Origin of the sequence: Hymenobacter sp. 102, assembly GCF_049949205.1 — a bacterium.
Classification (GTDB): domain Bacteria; phylum Bacteroidota; class Bacteroidia; order Cytophagales; family Hymenobacteraceae; genus Hymenobacter.
Genome location: NZ_CP188172.1, coordinates 3,533,267 through 3,556,688, shown reverse-complemented (window position 1 = coordinate 3,556,688; position 23,422 = coordinate 3,533,267). Strand labels below are relative to the sequence as shown.

Annotated in this window: 26 protein-coding genes; 16 read left to right on the top strand and 10 right to left on the bottom strand. The window is 59.4% G+C overall.

Annotation, left to right across the window (positions count from 1 at the left end; genetic code table 11):
- The first annotated feature begins 146 nt into the window (after positions 1-146).
- The 5 genes from ACN19L_RS15335 to ACN19L_RS15315 all read left to right on the top strand — a co-directional run bounded on the left by ACN19L_RS15335 (position 147) and on the right by ACN19L_RS15315 (position 5,243).
- A complete protein-coding gene (locus ACN19L_RS15335; RefSeq protein ID WP_426490349.1) occupies positions 147-758 on the top strand; it encodes a HupE/UreJ family protein in 612 nt (203 codons plus the stop codon).
- 137 nt (positions 759-895) lie between these two features.
- A complete protein-coding gene (locus ACN19L_RS15330; protein ID WP_426490348.1) occupies positions 896-3,253 on the top strand; it encodes a M1 family metallopeptidase in 2,358 nt (785 codons plus the stop codon).
- Positions 3,254-3,334: 81 nt separating this feature from the next.
- Positions 3,335-3,901, top strand: coding sequence for a hypothetical protein (locus ACN19L_RS15325; RefSeq protein ID WP_426490347.1), 567 nt, complete (start codon positions 3,335-3,337; stop codon positions 3,899-3,901).
- 70 nt (positions 3,902-3,971) lie between these two features.
- On the top strand, positions 3,972-4,412 hold the full coding sequence (locus ACN19L_RS15320; RefSeq protein ID WP_426490346.1) for a hypothetical protein: 441 nt from the start codon (positions 3,972-3,974) through the stop codon (positions 4,410-4,412).
- Positions 4,413-4,502: 90 nt separating this feature from the next.
- Positions 4,503-5,243, top strand: coding sequence for a hypothetical protein (locus ACN19L_RS15315; RefSeq protein WP_426490345.1), 741 nt, complete (start codon positions 4,503-4,505; stop codon positions 5,241-5,243).
- Between the two features lie 107 nt (positions 5,244-5,350).
- Here the strand turns inward: ACN19L_RS15315 and ACN19L_RS15310 are convergent, their stop codons facing one another.
- Entirely contained in the window at positions 5,351-5,608 is a 258-nt protein-coding gene (locus tag ACN19L_RS15310; protein WP_426490344.1) for a hypothetical protein, read from the bottom strand.
- A 157-nt stretch (positions 5,609-5,765) separates the two neighbouring features.
- On the opposite strand from ACN19L_RS15310, the gene ACN19L_RS15305 reads away from it, so the two are divergent.
- The 4 genes from ACN19L_RS15305 (at position 5,766) to ACN19L_RS15290 (ending at position 8,663) form a co-directional block, all read left to right on the top strand.
- Positions 5,766-6,140 carry a PH domain-containing protein gene (locus tag ACN19L_RS15305; protein WP_426490343.1) on the top strand — a complete coding sequence of 125 codons (375 nt, stop codon included), beginning with the start codon at positions 5,766-5,768 and terminating at the stop codon, positions 6,138-6,140.
- A gap of 103 nt (positions 6,141-6,243) precedes the next feature.
- Complete coding sequence (locus ACN19L_RS15300) at positions 6,244-6,906, top strand: bifunctional 4-hydroxy-2-oxoglutarate aldolase/2-dehydro-3-deoxy-phosphogluconate aldolase (protein ID WP_426490342.1); 663 nt, start codon at positions 6,244-6,246, stop codon at positions 6,904-6,906.
- 139 nt (positions 6,907-7,045) lie between these two features.
- A complete protein-coding gene (locus tag ACN19L_RS15295; RefSeq protein ID WP_426490341.1) occupies positions 7,046-7,765 on the top strand; it encodes a hypothetical protein in 720 nt (239 codons plus the stop codon).
- 40 nt (positions 7,766-7,805) lie between these two features.
- Positions 7,806-8,663, top strand: coding sequence for an urease accessory protein UreD (locus ACN19L_RS15290; RefSeq protein WP_426490340.1), 858 nt, complete (start codon positions 7,806-7,808; stop codon positions 8,661-8,663).
- Positions 8,664-8,752: 89 nt separating this feature from the next.
- Here ACN19L_RS15290 and ureG read toward each other — a convergent pair whose 3' ends face one another.
- From ureG to ACN19L_RS15250, 8 genes are all read right to left on the bottom strand, one after another.
- Positions 8,753-9,505: an urease accessory protein UreG gene (gene ureG / locus ACN19L_RS15285; RefSeq protein WP_426490339.1), complete on the bottom strand. Its 753-nt coding sequence runs from the start codon at positions 9,503-9,505 to the stop codon at positions 8,753-8,755.
- A gap of 153 nt (positions 9,506-9,658) precedes the next feature.
- Positions 9,659-10,342, bottom strand: coding sequence for an urease accessory protein UreF (locus ACN19L_RS15280; RefSeq protein WP_426490338.1), 684 nt, complete (start codon positions 10,340-10,342; stop codon positions 9,659-9,661).
- A gap of 133 nt (positions 10,343-10,475) precedes the next feature.
- Positions 10,476-12,191 (bottom strand): urease subunit alpha, encoded by a 1,716-nt coding sequence (gene ureC, locus ACN19L_RS15275; RefSeq protein WP_426490337.1) that lies wholly within the window; start codon positions 12,189-12,191, stop codon positions 10,476-10,478.
- Between the two features lie 25 nt (positions 12,192-12,216).
- Entirely contained in the window at positions 12,217-13,029 is an 813-nt protein-coding gene (locus ACN19L_RS15270) for a hypothetical protein (RefSeq protein ID WP_426490336.1), read from the bottom strand.
- A 136-nt stretch (positions 13,030-13,165) separates the two neighbouring features.
- A complete protein-coding gene (locus ACN19L_RS15265) occupies positions 13,166-13,864 on the bottom strand; it encodes an urease subunit beta (RefSeq protein WP_426490335.1) in 699 nt (232 codons plus the stop codon).
- Between the two features lie 59 nt (positions 13,865-13,923).
- Positions 13,924-14,664: an urease accessory protein gene (locus ACN19L_RS15260; RefSeq protein ID WP_426490334.1), complete on the bottom strand. Its 741-nt coding sequence runs from the start codon at positions 14,662-14,664 to the stop codon at positions 13,924-13,926.
- Positions 14,665-14,807: 143 nt separating this feature from the next.
- Complete coding sequence (locus tag ACN19L_RS15255; RefSeq protein ID WP_426490333.1) at positions 14,808-16,190, bottom strand: NAD(P)/FAD-dependent oxidoreductase; 1,383 nt, start codon at positions 16,188-16,190, stop codon at positions 14,808-14,810.
- Positions 16,191-16,484: 294 nt separating this feature from the next.
- Positions 16,485-17,168 (bottom strand): carboxypeptidase-like regulatory domain-containing protein, encoded by a 684-nt coding sequence (locus tag ACN19L_RS15250; RefSeq protein ID WP_426490332.1) that lies wholly within the window; start codon positions 17,166-17,168, stop codon positions 16,485-16,487.
- Between the two features lie 120 nt (positions 17,169-17,288).
- On the opposite strand from ACN19L_RS15250, the gene ACN19L_RS15245 reads away from it, so the two are divergent.
- The 5 genes from ACN19L_RS15245 (at position 17,289) to ACN19L_RS15225 (ending at position 20,042) form a co-directional block, all read left to right on the top strand.
- Positions 17,289-17,678 (top strand): ArsR/SmtB family transcription factor, encoded by a 390-nt coding sequence (locus ACN19L_RS15245; protein WP_426490331.1) that lies wholly within the window; start codon positions 17,289-17,291, stop codon positions 17,676-17,678.
- Positions 17,679-17,695: 17 nt separating this feature from the next.
- Positions 17,696-18,019, top strand: a complete 324-nt coding sequence (locus ACN19L_RS15240; RefSeq protein ID WP_426490330.1) for a (2Fe-2S) ferredoxin domain-containing protein — start codon at positions 17,696-17,698, stop codon at positions 18,017-18,019.
- Positions 18,020-18,179: 160 nt separating this feature from the next.
- Positions 18,180-18,710 carry a hypothetical protein gene (locus ACN19L_RS15235; protein WP_426490329.1) on the top strand — a complete coding sequence of 177 codons (531 nt, stop codon included), beginning with the start codon at positions 18,180-18,182 and terminating at the stop codon, positions 18,708-18,710.
- 5 nt (positions 18,711-18,715) lie between these two features.
- Positions 18,716-19,411, top strand: a complete 696-nt coding sequence (locus ACN19L_RS15230) for a YjjG family noncanonical pyrimidine nucleotidase (RefSeq protein WP_426490328.1) — start codon at positions 18,716-18,718, stop codon at positions 19,409-19,411.
- 82 nt (positions 19,412-19,493) lie between these two features.
- The gene (locus tag ACN19L_RS15225) at positions 19,494-20,042 is read left to right on the top strand and encodes a hypothetical protein (RefSeq protein WP_125421942.1); all 549 of its coding nucleotides are present in this window, start codon (positions 19,494-19,496) and stop codon (positions 20,040-20,042) included.
- Between the two features lie 13 nt (positions 20,043-20,055).
- Here the strand turns inward: ACN19L_RS15225 and ACN19L_RS15220 are convergent, their stop codons facing one another.
- Positions 20,056-21,054 (bottom strand): glycoside hydrolase family 43 protein, encoded by a 999-nt coding sequence (locus ACN19L_RS15220; RefSeq protein WP_426490327.1) that lies wholly within the window; start codon positions 21,052-21,054, stop codon positions 20,056-20,058.
- 188 nt (positions 21,055-21,242) lie between these two features.
- Between ACN19L_RS15220 and ACN19L_RS15215 the strand changes: the two genes are divergently transcribed.
- Positions 21,243-21,623: a hypothetical protein gene (locus ACN19L_RS15215; protein WP_426490326.1), complete on the top strand. Its 381-nt coding sequence runs from the start codon at positions 21,243-21,245 to the stop codon at positions 21,621-21,623.
- Between the two features lie 59 nt (positions 21,624-21,682).
- Positions 21,683-23,347: an L-glutamate gamma-semialdehyde dehydrogenase gene (gene pruA, locus ACN19L_RS15210; protein ID WP_426490325.1), complete on the top strand. Its 1,665-nt coding sequence runs from the start codon at positions 21,683-21,685 to the stop codon at positions 23,345-23,347.
- Positions 23,348-23,422: the final 75 nt, after the last annotated feature.

Here is a 23,422-nt window from a genome sequence, read left to right as displayed (position 1 = left end):
CCACAAACTCCCTGTCGGCTGAGCTGGCAGGGAGTTTTTTTGTGCGCTACAGCGGACCGGGGCAATGCCGGACTTTGCTTCGGATGATGAGAAATATGTCAGGATGCTGATATTTGAGGACTTGCCTCTTCCTGTCAGCCCCCTGCATGTCTGTTTTCAGCACCTACCTTCAGCTTGGATTTCACCACATCTTTAACCTGCGCGCCTACGACCATCTGGTATTTTTGCTGGCGTTGTGCGCGCCGTATGTGTTGCAGGACTGGCGGCGGGTAGTGGTCCTGGTAACCAGCTTCACGGTGGGGCACTCCATCACGCTGGCGTTGGCTACGCTGAACGTAGTGCCGTATTCGCCCGCACTTATTGAAACCCTTATTCCGGTCACAATTATCCTGACCTGCCTACTGAACCTGACCCGGGCCGGCAGTGCCACCAGCCGCCTGCCTGAGCGCAGTACTCCCCAGCCCATCGTGCTGGCGCTGCCTAACCTGCTAGCCGTGGTGTTTGGACTGATTCACGGACTGGGCTTCTCCAGCTACCTGCGCGAGCTGCTGGGCCAGCAGAGCCGGCCGGTGGTGGAGCTGCTGAGTTTCAACCTGGGCGTGGAGCTGGGCCAGTTGCTGATTGTGGGGCTGATTCTGCTGCTGGGTTTTGTGCTGCTGCGCGGCCTGCGCGTGCACCGCCGCGACTGGCTGCTGGTGACCAGCGGAGCCGCGCTGGGCATTGCCGTTATCCTGCTGCTGGGGCGGTTCCTGGGCTGAGTCAGAAGCCGTATCTTTCAGCTCGGCAGGCCTGCAACCCGCGGCGGCGGCGCGCGTCTTTCGCCGCACGCGGCGCTACTGAGCGGCACCCCGCCCTTTCTCCTCGCTAAAACGCCTTTTTCTCCCCCTATTCCTGTATGCTGAAACACCCACTGCTGGCCGCCGGGCTGGCGGCGCTGCTGGCCCTGCCGGCCGCGGCGCAGAACACCAACTCCGGTACCGACAAATTTGCGCAGCTTGAAACCCTGCTGCCCACGCCCAACTCCTACCGCACTGCCTCCGGAGCTCCCGGCAGCGACTACTGGCAGCAGCGTGCCGACTACAACATCCGGGTGAAGCTGGATGATGCCCGCCAGGCCATCAGCGGCGACGAGGACATTACCTACACCAACCTCTCGCCCGACGTGCTCACCTACCTGTGGGTGCAGCTCGACCAGAATATTCTGGACAAGAACTCCATCACCACCGCCACCGAGGTCGGCCAGATTCAGCAGCGCATGCCGTTTCAGGCGCTGGATTACCTCCAGAAAAGCGAGTTTGACGGCGGCTTCAAGATTGCGGAGGTGAAAATGAAGGGCGGCAAGGCCCTGCCCTACGTGATTAACCACACCATGATGCGCATTGACCTGCCCACGCCCCTGCGCCCTAAGCAGGCCGTGACGTTCAGCATCAAGTGGAGCTACAACATCAACGACCAGACCAAAATCAACCAACGCTCGGGTTACGAGTATTTCCCGGAGGACAAGAACTACCTCTACGAAATTGCTCAGTTCTACCCCCGCATGGCGGTGTACTCCGACAACCAGGGCTGGCAGCACAAGCAGTTCCTGGGTAACGGCGAGTTTGCCCTGCCCTTCGGCGACTACCGCGTGAGTATTACGGCCCCCGCCGACCACGTGGTGGGCGCTACCGGCACGCTGCAGAACGCCTCGGAAGTGCTGACCTCGGCCCAGCGCCAGCGCCTGGAGCAGGCCAAGAGCTCCAACAAGCCGGTGCTCATCGTATCGCCGCTGGAGGCGGAGCGGGCCGAGCAGAACCGCGCCAAAGGCACCAAAACCTGGACCTACGCCGCCAAAAACGTGCGGGACTTCGCCTGGGCTTCCTCGCGCAAGTTTATCTGGGATGCCATGGGCGTGAAGCAGAACGGCGTGCCGGTAATGTGCATGAGCTACTACCCCAAGGAGGGCAACCCGCTGTGGGGCAAATACTCCACCGAGGTTATTGCGCACACCATCAAAACCTACTCGAAGTTCACCATTCCCTACGCCTACCCGGTGGCCATTTCGGTGCACGGGCCGGTGGGCGGCATGGAGTACCCGATGCTGAGCTTCAACGGCGGCCGCCCCGAAAAGGACGGCACCTATTCGGCCGACCGGAAGTACGGCATGATTTCGGTGATTATTCATGAGGTGGGCCACAACTTCTTCCCGATGATTGTGAACTCCGATGAGCGCCAGTGGACATGGATGGACGAAGGGCTGAACACCTTTGTGCAGTACCTCACGGAACAGGAGTGGGAGCGGAATTACCCTTCCAAGCGCGGGGAGCCGGCCAACATTGTGCCCTACATGCAGTCGGACAAGAGCCTGCAGACGCCGATTATGACCAACTCGGAATCGGTGCTGCAGTTTGGCAACAATGCCTATGGTAAGCCCGCCACCGGTCTGAACATTCTGCGCGAGACCATCATGGGCCGCCAGCTCTTCGACTACGCCTTCAAGGAATACGCCACCCGCTGGGCGTACAAGCACCCCACCCCCGCCGACTTTTTCCGCACCATGGAAGACGCCTCGGGCGTGGACCTGGACTGGTTCTGGCGCGGCTGGTTCTACTCGGTGGATAAAACCGATCTGGCCATCGACGGCGTGAAGTGGTACACGGTGGACTCCAAGAACCCCGAAATTGAGAATGCCCGCAAGCGGGAGATGATCAACAAGGCGCCCCAGAGCATTTCGCAGCAGCGCAACCTCCAGGACATCAAGAAAACCCTGGTGGACGACAAGCCCGAGCTGAAGGACTTCTACAACAGCTACGACCCGCTGGCGACCACCGAGGCCGACAAGCAGCGCTACCACCAAATGGTGAAGGCCATGAGCCCCGAGCAGCAGCAGCGCCTCAATAACGGCCTGAACTTCTACGAGGTGAGCCTGAAAAACAAGGGCGGCCTCACCATGCCGGTGATTGTACAGATGACCTATGAGGACGGCAAGCAGGAAATCATGAACATTCCGGCCGAAATCTGGCGCAAGAACAACGCCGAGGTAACCAAAGTGTTTATCACCGAGAAACCCGTGGTAAGCTTCGTGCTGGACCCCTACCTGCAAACTGCCGATACGGACCTCTCAAACAACGCCTGGCCCCAGAAGGCTGCGCCCTCGCGCTTCGAGCTGTTTGAGTACCAGCAGCGGGCCCAGCCCAACCCCATGCAGCAACAGTCGGTGCTGCAGCAGCAGGAGAAAAAACCGACCGGCACCAGCACCGGCGGCACCAACTAAGCACTGCCGTTTTTATGGTAGCTTTCAGCAGCCGGCCCCGGTGGGGTCGGCTGCTTTGCGTTCTTCCTTATTCTAGTTTTTATGCTACGTGTTTCATTGGTATTTCTGCTCCTGGTAACTGCGCAAGCTGGCTTTAGCCAAGAGGAGGTTCGCCGTGTGAGGGTTTTTACTCCAGTCGAATTGCAGCAGTTTGCCGAATTGACACACTATCCCTCCAAGTACCTGCGTACTGCCACATATTATGCCGACAGTTCCTTTTCCCTTTTCTACTCCCACGGTGCTACTGACCGGAAGAAATTCCGGACTGCGCATTTCTACAGTTTTTTCTCTGACGGAAAGCGTAAATCACGCAGCAGGCAGCATATACTCGGCTGCGGACTACAATGCACCAAACGATGGAACGAAGCCGGCCAATTGACAGAGCGGTACCGCCGCAATAAGTGGGGTTCAACTTCTTACACGTATGTTTCCCGGCGCTTTATCTACGCTAATGGCCGGCTGTTACGGGAGGAAATAGAAAAGGCAGAAACCGGATGTTTCTACGGACGAGTGCTCAAACAGAAACTTGTGACGTTTACCCGTCACGGCCGCGTCATTAGCTTTCCCGAGCAGTTTTCGGCGGAAGCCGACAGCGGCACTCCGCGGTAAGTTATACAGACAGTACGGCGCAACCTTCTGTCCCAATTGAGTATCTCATCAGCATCAACCAGTTGATGCAATGCTGATTCCTGTTACTTCCTGGCGCCGGGCCGGTCTGGTGGGGGCGCTGCTGACCCTGGGGGCGCTGCTGACCCTGGGGGCGCTGCTGGTATTTGGCAACTGCACCCTGGAGCGGCCCGAGCCGACGCCGCAGGCATGCTACTCCGGCCAGGTGCTGGGCTACACCTGCAACACCACGCTGATTCAGCTGGCCCCCGGATCGGCGGCGCGCGGCGTTGCTCTCACTTACCCTGCCACCCCCACCGGCCAGCGCTACGACAACGTGGTAGCCGTATTCCGCCTCGATACCGTGCAGTACGCGCGGGGCGGCACCGTGTACATTTCAGCTTTCATTACCGACGACGCGCAACCCGCTCCGGCCTGCCCGGCCCCGGCGCCCAGCTACCCCGCGCCGCTGCTGTCCGTGCTCAATGTAGCGCCGGGCAACTGCCCGCAGTAGCCACGCAATCCGGTATCTTGGCGGAGCACCACGACGAGCCGGGCTAAGGCGGTAGACTGGCTACGGGCTCGTGAGTACTTTCTATCTGTTATGCCGCATTTTCACTTTGGACCGGACTTCAATTTCTGGCCACTCTACACTACCATTCAACAGTACTATCCACTGGGTCTGACGGTGCCGGAGTACGATGATGCGTTTCGTCACCGCTACCCGGGCCACGAGCAGCTGTGGGACATCTGCACCGACTGCATCGAGAACTACCCGGCGTTCCGGCAGCGTTGGAAACCGTTTCAGGACCACCTGAAGGCCGTGTTTAAACGCACGGTGCACCATTCGCAGGGGCCCATACCATCCTACGCCGGCCACATTGTAGTGCAGAAGCCCAAAGGCCCCATTTGGGGGCATTGGAAGGAGCTGTATTTTGCCATCAGCCTGCTGGGGCCCTACTACACCATTTACGGCCTCGACACCTCTCAAATAGAGCTATCCGAAACCCGGCATGCAATGGGTCACCAGGAGCCCATCACTCAGCCAATAGGACGCTCGGCCATTCATGCGCTTACCGTTTCCCCCTATGAAGAGTACGCCACCCTGTTCGTGAGCCTGGAAACGGCTATTCGGGAGTGGTTTCCGGAGCATCGACTGGTTCCCTTGAAGATAGGCCGCCAAGCCTTAACAGGTTTGGTAGTGGAGGGCTGCACGGTACAACCAGCCTGCCTGCACGCGGCTCTGTTCCATACCGAAATACCCTGGCAAAGCCTAAGCTCCCAGCACTATCGCGGCAACGAGTATTACGGATATGAAGCGTGGCGAGCCGGACCAGCAGCATAATCTGCGCGAATGAGCTGTCGCCCGCCTTTTTTCTGCCACACCATTCTCCTGCCACGGAAATTCTCGCCCGCCTCCGCCCTTGGTTTTCCTGACAAACCTGATAAAGCCTACGCGGTGGTTACAGGCCAATAGTCGCGGAGCAGACTCTGCAGGTGCCCCACGGTGAGCAGGGCGGAGCGAAAGTATAGCAGCGGGGTATGCACATCACCCACAATAACTTCGATTTCAGACGAATCGGCGTACCACAAGATGCTAATCAGGGCATGCCCAAAATCCCGGCATACCACATGCCCCTTGTTTTGCCACGCTTCGGGGCACTCAACCGAATCGCGGAAGCCTAATTCTAGTAAATCAGCAAGTTTCATGGCAAAATGCGCTGAGGGGAAACGACAAATTTACAAGGCATCAATGTGGTACGCAACAAAAGCAGAGCGGCCTGCCGAAAGCAGATGACCGATTTCCCGGGTCCTCATTTTCTTGTTAGCTTCCCTCACCCTTCCACCTTTTCATCCTTCCATCACAATGGGATTACTTGACGGCCTATTAGGCAATGCCTCCGAAACTGACGCACAAGATGTGCAACTGGAACTGCAACAGGTGCTGGCACCCGGCGAAACCGTGCGCGGGGCCTACGCCGTGCTGCGCGACCTGCTGGTGTTCACCACTAAACGCCTGATTCTGGTGGACAAGCAGGGCGTAACGGGCAAAAAGCGCGAGTACCTGAGCGTGCCCTACCGCAGCATTGAGCGGTTCAGCATGGAAACCACCGGCCACTTTGATCTGGAGTCGGAGCTGAAAATCTGGGTGCGGGGGCTGGCGGAGCCCATCAGCAAAACCTTCCGCAACAACAGCAGCATTCACGAGGTGGCCCGCGCCCTGGCCGAATACGCGCTGTAGGTGAGTGGTGAAATGGTGAGGTGGTGAGTTTACGTTCTTAGCTGCACCGTTTTGCGCCATCCGAACGTAAACTCACCACCTCACCATTTCACTGCTCACCGCCATGCCCCGCTTCACTGCCGCCCACGCCCTCGATCAGGCCCGCCAGCACCCGCTGATTCCGGTTTTCTACCACGCCCAGGAAGAGTACGCCCGCCGGGTATTGGCGGCCTCCTACGAGGCCGGGGTACGCCTGTTTGAGTTTACAAATCGGGGCCCGCAGGCCCTGGAAATTTTCGAGCGGCTGCAGCGCTTCGTGGAGGCCGACTACCCCGATTTGCTGTTGGGCGCGGGCACCATTTTTACGGCCGAAGAAGCGGGCCGCTTCATTGAGGCCGGGGCCGATTTCGTGATTCAGCCCATCACCAGCCCCGATGTGGCGGCCGTGTGCCGGAGCTACAACCTGGCCTGGCTGCCCGGGGCCCAAACCCTGAATGAGGTGTACGAGGCCCACCGCCTGGGCGCTACCCTGGTAAAGCTGTTCCCTTCGGCCTACCTCTCGCCCGAGTACCTGCGCATTCTGCGCGGGCCGCTGCCTCAGGTGCCTATTATGGTCACGGGCGGCATCAAGCCCACCACGGCCTGCATGCAGGAGTGGCGGAATGCCGGCGCTACCTGCGTGGGTATTGATGCCCGCCTGCTCGATACCACCGACGAAACCCTGCTCACGGCCCAGGTGCGGGAACTGCTGAGCGTGTTGCATCCCGAGCCGGTCCTGGCGCAGTAGCCACCGCAGCGGGGCAAGGCATTCAGAACATGATGGGACGTTATGGGCAGAGCCTTGTAACGTCCCATCTGCATTTTACAGCATTACAGTAATTGTCTCAGTAGCTTTAGCAGCCAGCTTCTTCCCCCCTTGTCCTGCTATGTCCTGGGTTGCCCGCCTGAAAGCGTTGTTCCGTAAGCCGGTTTCACCGGACCTCGCCTCCATTTATCACTGGGATGCAGCCCAATTCCAGATACAGTATGCGGCCTACTTAGCACAGAAAACAGCTGCTATTGCGCAGAAATCTATATTTCTGCCGGAGCAGTACGGCGACTTTACCGCGTTTCTGTATCGGCCCGATTTCGATGAATTTATCAGAAAGGAGTTTCTGCCCGCTTTGAAGCCAGATAATCCGCATCTGCAATTCCTTGACCACAACCACTGGCCGAATAAACACCCCTTCAACTTTCCCGGACCCTTCTACACAGGCGAATCAGATACCTGCGGCACGGGCATCTGTGAAGCGCCGGACAACGTGGCTAATAATGATTACAGCCAGGAATTCGTGTTCCGACAACCTCAGAACTACCCGCAACTCCTGCGCCTCCTGGATGCCGCGGCGGTAGAAGTGCTCGACAGCTACGCGGCCAATGGCAATGCGTGCTGGACGTACGCCGCCTGCCGCGACTGGTGGCGCAACCGCCCCGAGCTGCTGGCAGCCCTATCCGACCCGGCCACCATCCGCAGCAACTATGGCCAGGCCGAGGCTTACGCGGCTTACCTGGCCGGCGACGCCGAAACCGATTTGCGCCGGTATTGCTATTTTCTGGAAAACGGGCAGTATCCTGCAACCGCAAATACGGCCCTGCCTCCGCTGTAAGCCCCCGAACACTCCGCAGCCAGCCGTTTGCCAGCTACGTATGCCTGAAGAAACCCTCTGGAGCGAAGTAGAAGTAACGGCCGTGCGCGGTCAGTCGGTGCTTACCCGCAGCCGGAGCGTACAGCCCCTGAAGCTGCTCAGCCCCCGGGCATCGGGCGGCAGCTGCCACGTGATGCTATCTAGCTACGGGGGCGGCCTGCTGGCCGGCGACACCATTCGGCTGCGCATTGGTGTGCAGCCCGCGGCCCGTCTGCTGCTCAGCACCCAGGCCAACACCCGCGTGTACCGCTCCGACCACGGCCACCCGGCCGTGCAGGTCTTGGAAGGCGTTCTGGCTGACGGTGCCTTTACGGCCGTACTGCCCGACCCATTGGTACCGCAGGCGGCCAGCCGTTTTCGGCAGCAGCAGCAGTGGCACCTGGAGCCCGGCGCGGTGCTGCTGCTGGCCGACTGGCTCCATTCGGGCCGCATGGACAGCGGCGAGCAGTTCGCCTTCACCGCGCTGGAATCGGAAGTGCGGGTACGCGTAGCCGGGCGGTTGGTGGTGCTGGATCGGTTTGCCTTTCGGCCGGAAGAGCACATTGCTACCTCACCGGCTCATTTCGGCCCTCACCAGACCACGCTTTCCGTGTACCTGATTGGCCCGCCCACCGATAACCGGTATCAGCAGCTGGCGGCGGCGCTGGCGGCCCGGCAGCCCCACACCCGTTCCGAATTACCGCCCAACCTCTCCGGCCAGCCCGCCATAACAGCCTGCAGCGAAGTGAGGCCCGGCGTGTACCTGCTGCGGGCCGTGGGCCACACCCGCGCCGCCCTGCAGCCCATTTACGATGCGCTGTATGAAGCGCTGGCCGCACCGGAGTTGCTGGGCTTCCACGCCGGGCACCGGAAGTATTAGATTGTTTGGTTAACCATTAGAAGTTGTCTGAACGGTGTAGAGACGCAATATTTTGCGTCTCTACACCGTTCGGCCATACTGTTCCTGCGCTACCGCCGCTCCGGCCCAACGGCCGCATACGCCCGGGCTTTGGCTTCGTGGATGTGCTGGATAATCTCGTCCAGGCCCAGGCCGTGCAGGGCGCGGGCGAACAGGAAGGGGCCTTCCCCGCGCATGCGGCGGGCGTCCCGGTCCATCACGTCCAGGTCGGCACGCACCAGCTCGGCGAGGTCGGTTTTGTTAATCACCAGCAGGTCCGACTGGGTGATGCCGGGGCCGCCCTTGCGGGGCACTTTGTCGCCGCCCGACACGTCGATGACGTAGATGGAGTAGTCCACCAGCTCGCGGCTGAAGTGGGCGGCCAGGTTGTCGCCGCCGCTTTCCACGAACAGGTAATCGAGGCGGTTGTCGAAGCGCTTCATCAGGCCTTCCAGCGCGTCCATGTTCAGGGAAATATCCTCCCGGATGGCGGCATGGGGGCAGCCGCCGGTTTCCACGCCCACAATCCGGTCCTCGCTCAGGGCGCTGTGGCGGATGAGGAATTCGGCGTCTTCGCTGGTGAAAATGTCGTTGGTGACCACGCCCAGCTCAAACTCGTGGCGCAGCCGCTCGCACAAGGCCTTCAGCAAAGCCGTTTTGCCCGTGCCCACCGGCCCGCCAATACCCACCGTGAAGGCCCGCTGCCGGAAGTTGCGGTGCGACGGCAGCCGCCGCGTTTCCCGCTGGGCAAAGTCGCCGGGCGACTCGTAATACTCGTGCGTGTGGCCGTGGAGCAGCAGGGCGAGTTTATCAATGAAGGGCATGGATGTGAATGGCTGGATTGGTGGATGCATAACCCCACCCCAACCCCTCCTCTCCGGGAGAGGGGCTTATTTTACTTTGACAACGACTCTATATGAAGGCGTTGCAATGGTAATGTAAGCCCCTCTCCCCGAGGGGAGGGGTTGGGGTGGGGTTCAGTTCTGAAACAGGCGGGAATAGACCTGCTCGTGCAGCATCTGGGCGGCGTCGAGCAGGACGGCGGAGCGGGTGGCGTGGCGGTGGTCGAGGGCGTCGGCCCCGAGCAGCAGGTCGTCGAAGATGGCGTAGAACTCGTGCTGCAGGCGGTGGCCTTCCATCGGGCCCAGGCAGCCCAGCCGGATGGCCGCGCTGATTTGGTCGCGCAGAGCCAGGTGCAGGTAGAGCGTGTGAATTTCAGGCAGGGTGTATTCGAGGCGGCGCAGGCTCAGGGCCAGCAACGGCACGAAATGCAGCGGCAGCTCCTCGGCGGCCAGCCACGCGCCCAGCGCGGGCAGGCCAGCAGCCGGATAAAACGAGTGCAGCAGCCGCAGCCAGGTTTTGCCCTGCGTGAGGCTGCCGCGGTGCAGGGCCGGCACCAGCAACTGGGCATCGTACTCCTGCACAATGGTGCGCAGGGCCCCAGCCCCGGCGGGCAAAGCGGCCCGGTAGCAGGCGTTCAGAAACGGCACCTCCAGCCCCACCGCCTGCTGTAGAAACGAATACAGGTAATTCCGCAACCCGCTTTCCGACTGCACCAGCCCAAACGTGCGGCTACTCTCCAACCCATACGAATACGCAAACCCACCCGTCGGCAGGGCCGAATCGGCCAGGTGAAGCAAACGGGCAAGACGGGTAGACAAGAGAAGTGAGAGTTTAGAACTTAGAGCTTAGAACTGCGCGAAGCTGTGGCGTGAGTCGTTTGTCGTTGTCGTGTGATGTGCCGGTCTTGGTTCTTGCTTCTCAGCTCTCTGTTCTAACTTCTCAGTTCTGTAATTAAAACAGATTATACAGCTGCGTCAGGGGCAATGTGTCCACCGGTTCGCAGGTGAGGTGCACGCCGTCGACGGTGACGCGGTAGGTTTCGGGGTCTACTTCGATGTTGGGCAGGTAGTCGTTCAGGGCCATGTCCTTTTTCTGCACCGTGCGGCAGCCCTGCACGGCTACTACCTGCTTTTTCAGGCCGTAGGAGGCGCGTACATGTTCCACAGACGCGCCCGACACGAAGGCCAGCGCAATCGGGCCCACCGCCCCGCCGAAAGCCCCGAACATGGGCCGCGAAAACGAGGGCTGGGGCGTGGGAATAGAGGCGTTGGCGTCGCCCATTTGACTGCGCACGATAACGCCGCCTTTGATGACCATTTCGGGCCGGGAGCCGAAGAAAGCGGGTTTCCAGAGCACCAGATCGGCCAGCTTGCCCAGCTCTACGGAGCCGATGTGCTGCGCGAAGCCGTGGGCGCGGGCGGGGTTGATGGTGTACTTGGCCACGTAGCGCCGGGCCCGGAAATTGTCGCAGCCGCGGGCGGCGTCTTCGGGGAGCAGGCCGCGCTGCTGGCGCATCTTGTGGGCCGTCTGCCAAGTGCGCGTCACCACCTCGCCCACCCTGCCCATGGCCTGCGAGTCGGAGCTAATGATGCTGAGCGCGCCCAGATCGTGCAGCACGTCCTCGGCGGCAATGGTTTCGCCCCGGATACGGCTTTCGGCAAAGGCTACGTCCTCGGGAATGTTGCGGTCGAGGTGGTGGCAGACCATGAGCATGTCGAGGTGCTCGTCGATGGTGTTCTTGGTGAAGGGCCGGGTGGGGTTCGTGGACGAGGGAATGACGTTCGGCTCGCCGCAGATTTTGATGATGTCGGGGGCGTGGCCGCCGCCCGCGCCCTCAGTGTGGTAGCTGTGGATGGTGCGGCCCTTGAACGCGCCCACCGAGTTTTCCACGAAGCCGCTTTCGTTGAGCGTATCGGTATGGATGCACACCTGCACGTCGTACTCCTCGGCCACCTGCAGGCAGGTATCGATAGTGGCGGGGGTAGTGCCCCAGTCCTCGTGCAGCTTGAAGCCCAGGGCCCCGGCCGCCAGCTGCTCGCGCAGGCCCTCGGGGCGGGAGGTGTTGCCCTTGCCCAGAAAGCCGAAATTGAGCGGAAACGCATCGGTGGCCTTCAGCATCATCTTGATGTAGAACGCGCCCGGCGTGCAGGTAGTGGCGCTGGTGCCCGCCGACGGCCCCGTGCCGCCGCCCAGCATGGTGGTGAGCCCGGCGGCCAGGGCCTCATCAATCTGCTGGGGGCAAATAAAGTGAATGTGGCAGTCGATGCCGCCGGCCGTGAGGATGAGCCCCTCCCCCGCCACCACTTCGGTGGTCACGCCCACCGTCATGCCCGGCGTCACGCCCGGCATAATGTGCGGGTTGCCGGCCTTCCCGATGCCCGCAATGCGCCCGTTCTTCACCCCGATATCGGCCTTATAGATGCCGGTGTAGTCGAGCACGAGGGCGTTGGTGATGAGCAGGTCCAGGGCCTCCGCCTGGGAAATGCCGGCGGCCTGGCCCATGCCGTCGCGCAGCACCTTGCCGCCCCCGAACTTGCACTCCTCGCCGTAGACGCAGAAGTCGTGCTCCACCTCAATCACGAGGTTGGTATCACCCAGCCGCACCCGGTCGCCGGTGGTTGGGCCGTACATATCGGCGTACGCGCGCCGTGAGATGGGAAGGGACATGGGAATTAAATAAAGAAAATAATCACTAATGAAAATTGGAGCGTATTCCTGTTGTTCTAGAAGTCCTAAGAGCTTCGCCTGTGTGAGCAGCAATGTGCAAAATACTGCAACCGACATTCATGCCATTTTCCTTACAATTTCTGAACGTCCATTGAAAACAGTCATTTTTCTTATCGTAACCGAAATAAATCTCTGTTTTTCTATCGTAACTATTGTTCCGCTTGGCAATTTTAATAGCCTTTTTTCTGCTAATAATTTTATCTTTAGATGAATCATGACCTATTGCAGGAAAACTCAATTCTTCAGTTACTTTTCCTGTACTATCCATTGCCATCGATCCGCCAAGGGTATCGGCAATAGAAAAACACAAGTAATAATTATGCACAGGCCATTTATAATTCACTGAGTTAGGCTCAACCTTATGTAGTCGGCAGATATCAACAACACGTCCCCCCGCAAATAGAGTGCGTGAATAATAGTTGCTTCCTAATCTATCATTCAGATAAGCTGCCAACTTCTTCTGAATAGAATCAGGCAACTCAGCAAGACTATTAGTCAGGTGAGGAACGTATAATCCAAAGCTTGGCGTGGAACAATCCCAGACAACAGAGTTTAATTTTCGTCGTACCAGCTTAATATTGATTTGATCATTAATATTAACATCTATTTCAGTGTTAATAGGCTCATAATTTTTTTCATTTAAAAAAATTTGATATTTAGACTTCTTATCTAAGTCTTCCATTCTTATTGTCGAAATAAACTTGCCTTGGTAATCTGTTTTGACTATATCAACCAATTTATCATAATCCTTGTGTACATAAAGATTTAAGTCAGGCATTGGCCTGCCAGTTTCTGCATCTATGACTACACCTCTAATATGCACTTGACACAGAGAAATTGTGCTGTAAAGTAGGCTAAACACGAGGAAAAAGCATTTCATAAATCAAATTTAAGTTGCTTGAGTTACTCTAGACTTAATCCACCTTCCCATTAATCAACCCATTCCCACCGTATACCACCCGTTCCCCGGCCAGGGCCACCAGCGTTACGGTTTTCCGCTCGCCGGGCTCAAAGCGGACGGCGGTGCCGGCGGGGATGTTGAGGCGGAAGCCCCGGGCAGCGGCGCGGTCGAAGTCGAGGGCGGCGTTGGTTTCGAAGAACGGGTAGTGCGAGCCCACTTGGATGGGCCGGTCGCCGCGGTTGAGCACGTCGAGGGTCAGGGTTTCGCGGCCTGCGTTGAGCTGCACGTCTTCGGTGGCCAGCTGGTACTCGCCGGGCACGGGCGGATTGGTTTCGGGCGGGGCGGCAGCGGAGCGCGGGGCGCGCACGAGGCCGGAGCCGTAGAGGGCCAGCTCGGCGGAGCCGGTTTCGCGGCAGATGGGGTGATGCACCGTCACGAGCTTGGTGCCGTCGGGGAAGGTGCCTTCCACCTGCACTTCGGCCACCAGCGCGGCCACGCCCGGCAGCACATCCTGCAGCCCCAGAATCTGCTTGCCCTTGTCCATCAGCTCCGCCACCGACTCCCCGTCGCGGATAAACTCCAGCAATTGGGTAGCCAGCAGCGCCACGGCCTCGGGGTAGTTCAGAGCCAGGCCGCGGGCGTAGCGTTTCTGGGCCACCACGCCGGCCTGGTGCAGCACCAGCTTATCGAGGTCTTTGGGGGAAAGGTGCATTGGGGAAGGGGTTGGTTGATGGGTGTCGTCATTGCGAGCGGAGCGAAGCAATCCTTCCTTTACCCTGGCAGAAACTCAGGATGCTTCCCAACCAAAACTGCTATGGGCTCAGCGCAGACCAAAGTTTGGCGCTTCGAAAAGGAAGGATTGCTTCGCTCCGCTCGCAATGACTGGTGCTTACTTTTCACTATTTCCGCACTTCTAAACAGATTCCCATAAATCATCCACCCGCCGTAGCCGATGCTGAGCAGGGCCGAGACGATGACCAGGCCGGCGCGCAGGTTGCGGCTGAAGCGCATGCGCTGGGTGAAGGGCACGCTCATCAGGCCGGTGGCGCCCAGCATCCCTACTACCGAGCCTAGCCCGAACAGCGCCAGGTAGGCCACGCCCAGCCACGCGGAGCGCAGACTGCCCATCAGCAGCAGGACCAGGGCCCCGCTACCGGCCAGCCCGTGCACGAGGCCCACGGCATAGGCCGTACCCCGGCGGTAGCGCGGCGGGGCGGTCTGGTAGTAGCTTTTATCGGTGAGGCGGCTCAGGCCCAGTACCAGCAGCAACGCGCCCACGGCCGCCTCGAAGTAGTTGGTGTGGGTGATGAGGGAACGGCTCAGCAGCAGCGCCCCCCCGAACACCACCAGCGTGGTGGTGTGGCCCAGGCCCCAGAACAGCCCCTCGCGCACGGCGTCGCGGCGGTGGTCGTGGCGGGCTACCAGGGTGCTCACGGCAATGAGGTGGTCGGCCTCGAAGGCGTGTCCGGTGCCGGCCAGCAGGGCGAAGGAAAGCGGCAGGGCCTCTTGCATGAAAACGGGCGCATCAGGGGGTTTGGGGTGGTAATCTAAGCGGAACGCTGTAAAATCAATACACTGTTATCCCATTACCCCTAAAAAAATAGCCCTGCTACCAGAGCAGGGCTATCTAATTTCGATAAACCACCTTCCAAACACTACCCTCCCACCACCGGAGCATTAGGGGCAGGTACAGAGGGGTTGTACTGAGGCGTGGCGGCGTTGTGGATGGCGGTGGCCAGGCCCTTGTCCGATTTGAAGTCGTTGCGCTTGTAGGGGCGGATGATGAGGCGCAGGGCCTTATCGGAGCTGAAGTAGCTGATGGCCCAGCCTACCAGCGTAACCACCTTGTTGCGGAAGCCCACCAGCGTCATCAGGTGCACAAACAGCCAGGTTAGCCACCCGAAGAAACCGCCGAAGTGCTTGTTGCCGGGCAGGTCTACCACGGCGCGGTTGCGGCCCACAATGGCCATGCTGCCCTTGTTGGTGTACTTGAAGGGCCGGAGGGTTTCGCCGCGCAGCAGCCGCTTGAAGTTGTCGGCCAGCTGCTCGGCCTGCTGAATGGCCACGGGGGCCAGCATGGGGTAGCCACGGGGCATTTCGTCAGTGACCATGTTGGCCACGTCGCCGATGGCGTACACGTTCTGGAAGCCCACCACCCGGTTCACGGTATCCACGTTCACGCGCTTGTTGCGGGCCACGGCCGCTTCGGGCAGGCCTTCCAGCGCCGCCCCGTTCACGCCAGCCGCCCAAATCAGGTTTTCGGTGCGGATGAATTCGGTGTCGGAGTAATACAGCTTGCCGTCCTCGAAGTGTTTGGCCTGGGTGTTGAGGCGCACGTGGATGCCCATTTCCTCCAGGTAACGCTTGGCCTGCACCTGCGAGTCCTTGCTCATAGGCCCCAGCACTTCCCCGCCCGACTCTACCAGGTATATTTCCATCTGCTTGAGGTCGAGCTCGGGGTAGTCTTTGGGCAGTACATCCTTGCGCATTTCGGCCAGAGAGCCGCAGATTTCCACGCCGGTGGGGCCGCCGCCTACTACCACCACGTTCATCAGGGCCTGCCGGCGGGCGGGGTCTTCGGTGAGGATGGCCTTCTCGAAGTTCTGGAACAGGTAGCTGCGCAGGTTCAGGGCGTTGGGCACGCTCTTGATCTGCATGGCATTCTGCTCGATGCTGGTGAGGCCGAAGAAGTTGGTGAGCGAGCCGGTAGCCACTACCAAGTGGTCGTAGCGGATGTCGCCGATGTTGGTGGTGAGCGTGTTAGTGGCCGGATCAACGCGCTGCACGTCGGCCATGCGGTAGAAAAAGTTGTGCTGGCCGGCAAAGATCTTGCGGATGGGGTAGGCAATGCTGTCGGCCTCCAGGGCGCCGGTGGCTACCTGGTAGAGCAGGGGCTGAAAGTTGTGGTAGTTGTTGCGGTCAATCACCACCACCTGCACGGGTGCGTCGGCCAGGTCCTTGGCCAGCCGCAGCCCGGCAAAGCCGCAGCCGATAATAACAATACGAGGTTGGGAGGTGCGGGGCAGATTGGTATCCATAGCAAAGTCGGAAGGTCAAACAGTGGCTGTACTGAATATAGAGGGGAATGGTTGATATAGGTGGTTGGGTAGTTGGGTGGTTAGGTGGTTGAACGGTCATTGCGAGCAGCGTGAAGCAATCCTTCCTGCCCAGGATGCCGCGCCCCGAGGAAGCAGAAAGCCCCTGACGCCAGTACGGACGTCAGGGGCTTGCTGCATAACAAGGCTTTGCGCTCTGAAAAGGACGAATTGCTTCGGCTGCGCCTCGCAATGGCCGTTCAACCACCCATCCCCCCAACCACCTAACCACCCAACTCAATAATCCACGCCTTCCTTCTTCTTGAATTCGCCGTTTTTGACCTGGTTGATGAGTTGGAGCCAGCTGAAGGGGTTGAGCAAGGGGTTGTTGGTAGCGGGAGTGGCCCCCATGCCCATGCGGCGCTGGTAGTCGTTTTGCTGGGCCTGCATGGTTTGGCGGTAGTTGCCCATACTGGTGACGGGCAGCGTGTTAAACATGCGGCGCATCACTTTCTCGTTGAGCTTATCGGCCGGCGAGCGGTCAGCTTCTGACGGGGCTTTCATAGCCAGGAAGGCTTCCTTGAAAGCCTTTTCGGTGGCGTAGGGGAAGATGCGCACTTCGGGCAGCACGGTGGCGTCTTCCTGCAGCTGCACAATTACCGAGTAGCTCTGGCGCGGATAGTTCTCCGGAATAATCACGTACTGGTTGCGGTAGCCCAGGCTCCGGATGACGATACTATCTCCGGCCAGTACGGGCAGCGAAAAGTACCCGTATGGATTGGAGGCCGTGCCCCGGCCCGCTTTGGGCACGAAAATGGCCGCCCCCGGTACGCCCAGCAACGAGTCGCCCGAGGCAACAATACCAGTAAACTGCACCACCTGGCGCTGCCCCTGAGCCCGCACCCGCCCGGGGGCCAGCAGCAATACGGCCAGTAGCATGCCCATTACGGCAGGAAACAACAGGAAACGAAATCGGGCCACAACAGACATACAAGGTGTTACGAGTTACCAAAGATACGGCACTTTCAGGGGCCGCTGCTGGGTTTGTGTATAAATTCGGGCCCGGTTCCAGCACCGCCGGCCCTCTGCATTTCTCTAAAGATGCGTCTGAAACACTTTACCGTTGCATTCGGCCAGCAACTCTTCAAAGCCCTCGGCGACGACTCGCGGGTGCGCATCCTGCACCTGCTCTGGCGCAACCAGGAAATGTGCATTTCCGACCTGGAACAGGTGCTGGACTTCAGCCAGACCAAAACGTCCCGCCAATTATCGTACCTGAAAAATGCAGGTTTGGTGAATTTCCGGCGGCTCGATAACTGGGTGTTCTACTTCATTAAAGACGAGGCCCAGGACTTTCTGCATCAGCTGCTGAGCTACATGGAGCGGGACCCGCAGTTGGTGCACGACCAGAAGATTTACCAAACGCTCTGGTCGAACCGGGAGCTGGCCGCGTATAAGCTGCAAAACCGCCGCTGGACCGGCCACTCCTAACCTATGTTTTTCTCATTGTGAAGCCTGCTGATTCCGTTACCCGCCTGTTTGTATGCACCGCCCAGAAAGACGAGGTAGGCAAGGATGTAGCCCGGGCTTTGAAGATTGAGCTGAAAAAGCAGGGCTTGAAAAAGCTGCTTTCCGGCGGCGAGAAGCGCAAAGTACGGGTGCAAACCTGCAACTGCCTCGACCTGTGTAAACAGTGCAAAAAAGGCCCCGGCGCGGCCCTCATCGTGCACCCCGACGGCACCGCCTACGGCAATGTAAAACCCAAAGACGCCGCTGAAATAGTGGAATTCTTGGGCGAAGGCCGGGTGGTAGAACGGCTGCGGCTTGATTGATATGTATTATTCAGCAGGCTACTATTTGATAACTCCCAAACACCAGTGGGGCACAGTAAACGGCCACCGTTTTCAGTGCCGATCATGGTCCATTAGTAGCTACATAAGCGACCTATATCCTGGAAACTGGGGCTTTCCTGGCATGTACAGCCACCGAGATTTGCCCAAATCTTTCAAACCTACGGACGCGGAGCTAGCAGCTATACACTCTTGGATAGATGCCGAATTTGACAAAGGAAACTATGGCTGGCCGGGGTTCTTCTTTGAAAGAAATACGGCAATTGAATTTCGCAAACAATTTTTATCCACTCTTTCACTGGTACAACTGGTTGGAATATTTCTGCATGATTCCTGTTGCGCTGTAGCTTCAGCGCAAGTTCAGTCATCTACTAGCAGTGCATTCCCAACCCTCCTTACGCTGCTTCACAAGCAGATACCGGAGCCCGATGAAGGAAAGGAAATAGGCTTCGACTTACTAGGATTGTTGGAAACAGGAGACTACGAGCCCTTTTCCTATCACGTACTAGAGGAAGAGTATAAAGCTAAATTTTCCGTAGAGCTTAACTCTTACGGCCTGTTCAGTAGTGAAACGGACTACCAGCGTGTTGCTGCCCATACAGACATTGTTGCCGGTGAACCGGTGGTTTGGCTACCGTTTAAAGCCAAGCTGTTCGATTCTCATCTTTTGTAATTCTCATGAAAGCTTACCGCCATATTTTCTTCGACCTCGACCATACGCTGTGGGATTTTGAAGCCAATGCCGATGAAACCCTGCGTCACCTGTTCGCGGAGCACAACATCGGCCGGCATGGGGTGTCCGTTGAGAAGTTCATTGCCGTGTACTCGGAGGTGAATCACGGGCTGTGGCGCTTGTACCAGAGCAACAAGATCAACCAGCAGCAGCTGCGTACCGTGCGGTTTCCGCGCACGTTCGTGCAGCTGGGCCTACGTGAGGAAGATGCGCCAGCGGGCATTTCGGAGCAGTTCACTGACCTTCTGCCTCAGAAGTCGGCCGTGTTTCCCTATACCTACGAAGTGCTGGATTACCTGCGCGACAAAGGTTACCAGTTGCACTTGATTACCAACGGCTTCCGCGACATTCAGCACGTCAAGCTGGCCTCGTCACGCTTGACGGACTACTTCCAGGAAATGGTGACTTCCGAGTGTTGCGGCCACCTCAAGCCCGACACCCGCATTTTCCAGCACGCGTTGGAGCGCACCGGTGCCACTGCCCCGGAAAGCCTCATGATTGGCGACAACTTGGAGTGCGACGTGTTGGGGGCCTACAACGCCGGCCTCGACCAGGTGTACTTCAACCCCGCCCAGCGCCGCCACTTCAACCAGATTACCTACGAAATCAGCTGCCTGAGCGAGTTGAAGGAGATTCTGTAAGCCGCGTCTGCATCCTGAGCATGTTGCGCATCAAGCGAGGACGGCAGCCAGCGTGATTATAGCCAGCCCTTACCTTTGCCGCATGATTCGCTTACTTGGTTTTTCGGGCCGGCGCGGCAGTGGTAAGGATACCGTAGCCCGGCTGATTCAGCAGCTTCAGCCGCAGCAGCGCTGGCACATTCGCTCGGTGGGTGAGCCCATCAAGGCCGTATGCGCTGCGTTGGCGGGCGAAGGCACAGCCCCCTATTTCTCCCAGCAGGGCAAAGCCGAGAAGCTACCCGCTTTCGGGCGCACCCGGGGCGAGATGTTGCAACAAGTAGGCCTGGCCCTGCGCCAGTGGGAGCCGGATATCTGGGTGCAGGCGTTCTTCTCCACGTTGCCTACCGACAAGCACACCCTGATTCCGGACGTGCGCTTCCCCAACGAGGCCGACCTCATCCGCAGCCGCGGCGGCCTGATGGTGCGCGTGGAAGGCGACCCGCTGCACCAGCGCGGCGACGGCACCCGCGACGACCAGCACCCCAGCGAAACCGCCCTCGACCACTACCCCAACTTCGACTTCACCATCCACAACTCCGGCTCCCTGGCCGACTTGGAATGGCAGGTGCGGGCACTGCTGGGGCGGTTATAGAATCCGTAGTACCCTACCCCACCGGCCCCGGCTGCTCCTGCCACGAGGGCGTGCCGCCCGTTACGACGCGGGGCCAGCCATCCACGTACTCCAGCCGGTCAATCAACAGCACGCGGCGCGAATGGCCCTGCTCATCGTCAATGGCATTGAAGGTAGGCTGGCGCGGGTCGATGGCGTGGTAGGCCAGCCAGTCGTGGCCGGCGGCATCGGTTACCACGCAGTTGTGGCCGGGCGCGTGCCAGTGGCGGTTGGCTTCGAGCAGGGTAGCGTACGGGTTACCGGTAGCTTCCGCCAGCGTTTCAAAGGGGCCGAGGGCGTGGCGGGAGCGGGCCACCAGCACGGCGTAGTGGGCGGCGGGCCCGCAGCAGTTATTGCCCGAGCAGAACAGGTAATACCAGCCGTGGCGCAGTATTACCCAGCTGCCTTCCAGCAGTTGGTCGTAGCGGCGCGGGTCGCCAGTCCCGGCCGGGTGCAGCAGCTTGCGGGTTTTGCTGTTGGGCTTGAAGGATATCCGGTCTTCGGCCAGCTCCCGCACCCGCAGCGGCCCGAAGCCCGAGCCCCAGTACAGCAGCCGCTTGCCGGTAGCCGGGTCGTCGAAGGCCATGGGGTCAATGTCCTGAAAATCCTTGCCGCGCCGTAGTGGAGCGCCCACGTCCCGGAACGGCCCGGCAGGCTCGGTGGCCGTGGCTACGGCCAGGCACAACCCGCTACCCCGGTCAGGTTTGGCGGAGTAGTAGAGGTAGAATGTGCCCGCGTGCTCACTCACGTGCGGAGCCCAGAATTTCTGGTGTCGGCGGGCCCAAGCAGGTTTTTCCGGCAGGCCTTCGTCCAGATACGCCCACTGCACCAAATCCGGGGAGCGGGCCACCTGCAGGTTGATAATGGCTCCGCCGGGGCGCTTAGTTTGGGTTCCGTAGGCGTAATAGTAGCCATCGGAAGCCCGGATAATGGTGGGGTCGGGAAAATCGAAGTCCCAGACCGGGTTTTGATAGGTGGAGGCAGTTTTAGTCATTCGAATACGCGGCAGTGAGCTACCTAAACGAACGAATTTTGACTACAATAGATACGTCCGGAATCTGTACGGTGATGCTGTTTATAATGTGATGAACCGTCATGCTACTTATAAAAACGTCCCTCCCTCTCCGCGCAACCTATTCTAGCATTCTGCTTCCTATTGAATTATGACCTTCCCGGGCACGTATGAAACGTAAGAAACTCCTTTTGCTTCCGGCTTTAGGTCTACTGTTGATTTTCTGCTGGCTAACTCCAGTTCGTCCGAGAATCCTGGCGGCCTATACTGACAGTTTCGCCGGCATCTGGGCGTTGGATTTATATAAGGATGGTGGCTTCCATCTATCCTTACCTGCTGCTGAGGCGGCGGGCCGTTTCCGGCTGATGGGCGACACTATTCTGTTGCACTACTTCCCCTCAGCGCCCCAGCTACCGGCAGCCTTCCTGATAAGCCCCTCCCGCAAAAATCTTGATGAGTTGAAACAGGTCGCCGGACGTTGGACTATTACCGACAGTGGCAACCGGATGCAGATACAGGAAGACTCCGTGCGCTGGTACCGCCACGAATAAGATTGGGCTTTCTACCTTTGCCTTCCCCACCACCCATCACGCCAAACCAGCACTCCATTATGGCCAACGGCTTTTTCAACGTTCCCGTCCCCATCAACGAGCCTGTAAAAGGCTACGCCCCCAATTCGCCCGAGCGCACCGAACTGCTCAAGACCCTGAAGGAGCTCAAGCAGCAGGAGCGCGACATTCCGATGCACATCGGCGGCGAGGAAGTGCGCACCGGCAACACCCAGCGCATCTCCCCGCCCCACGACCACCAGCATACCCTCGGTTACTTCCACGAAGGCTCGGCTGCGCACGTGCAGCAGGCCATTGACGCCGCCCTGGCCGCCCGCCCCCAGTGGGCCGAGCTGCCCTGGGAGCAGCGCGCCGCCATCTTCCTGAAAGCCGCCGATTTGCTGGCCGGCCCCTACCGGGCCCGCATCAACGCGGCCACCATGCTGGGCCAGAGCAAAAACTGCTTCCAGGCCGAAATTGACGCCGCCTGCGAGCTGATTGACTTCTTCCGCTTCAACGTGCATTTCATGCAGGAGCTCTACCGCCAGCAGCCCCAGAGCCAGCCCGGTATGTGGAACCGCCTGGAGCACCGCCCGCTGGAAGGCTTCGTATTCGCCCTCACCCCGTTCAACTTTACCTCCATTGCTGCCAACCTGCCCTCTTCAGCGGCCATGATGGGCAATGTGGTGGTGTGGAAGCCCGCCAACACTCAGATCTACTCGGCTCAGGTGCTGATGGAGCTGTTCAAGGAAGCCGGCGTACCCGATGGCGTTATCAATCTGGTGTACGTGGACGGCCCCACCGCCGGGGAGGTTATCTTCAACCACCCCGACTTTGCCGGCATCCACTTCACCGGCTCCACGGGCGTGTTCCAGAACATCTGGAAAACCATCGGCCAGAATATTCACAAGTACCGCAGCTACCCGCGCATCGTGGGCGAAACCGGCGGTAAGGACTTCATTGTGGCCCACCGCACGGCCCACGCCAAAGCCGTAGCCGTGGGCATCAGCCGCGGCGCGTTTGAATATCAGGGTCAGAAGTGCTCGGCCGCCTCGCGCGTGTACCTGCCTTCCAACCTAGCCGACGAAATTCTGGGCTACGTGAAGGAGGACCTCAAATCGTTCAAGATGGGCGACGTGGAGGATTTCTCGAACTTCATCAACGCCGTTATCGACGAGCGGAGCTTCGACAAGCTGGCCAAGTACATCGACGGGGCCAAGGCCGACCCGAACGCCGAAATTGTGGCGGGCGGCAACTACGATAAGTCAAAGGGCTACTTCATTGAGCCCACGGTTATCGTAGCCAAAGACCCCAAGTATGTGACCATGTGCGAGGAGCTGTTCGGCCCCGTAGTAACGGTGCACGTGTACGACGCCGACAAGTTCGAGGAGACGCTGGAGCTTGTAGATACTACCTCGCCCTACGCCCTCACCGGCGCCGTTTTCGCCCAGGACCGCTACGCCATCGACTTGGCCTCGAAGAAGCTGGTGCAGGCCGCCGGCAACTTCTACATCAACGACAAGCCCACCGGCGCGGTAGTTGGTCAGCAGCCATTCGGCGGGGCCCGCGCCTCCGGCACCAACGACAAGGCTGGCTCCCTGCTGAACCTGCTGCGCTGGGTGTCGCCCCGCGCCATCAAGGAAACCTTCGTACCGGTTACGGACTACCGTTACCCCTTCCTGGGCTCGGCTCCGGCGGAGGATCTGAATAAGGACAAAGGGCTGTAGCGCTAAGCTTCGCTTCACGGAACATTGAGCTACCAGCCAGACAAAACGCCGCCTCGGGAAATTGGGGCGGCGTTT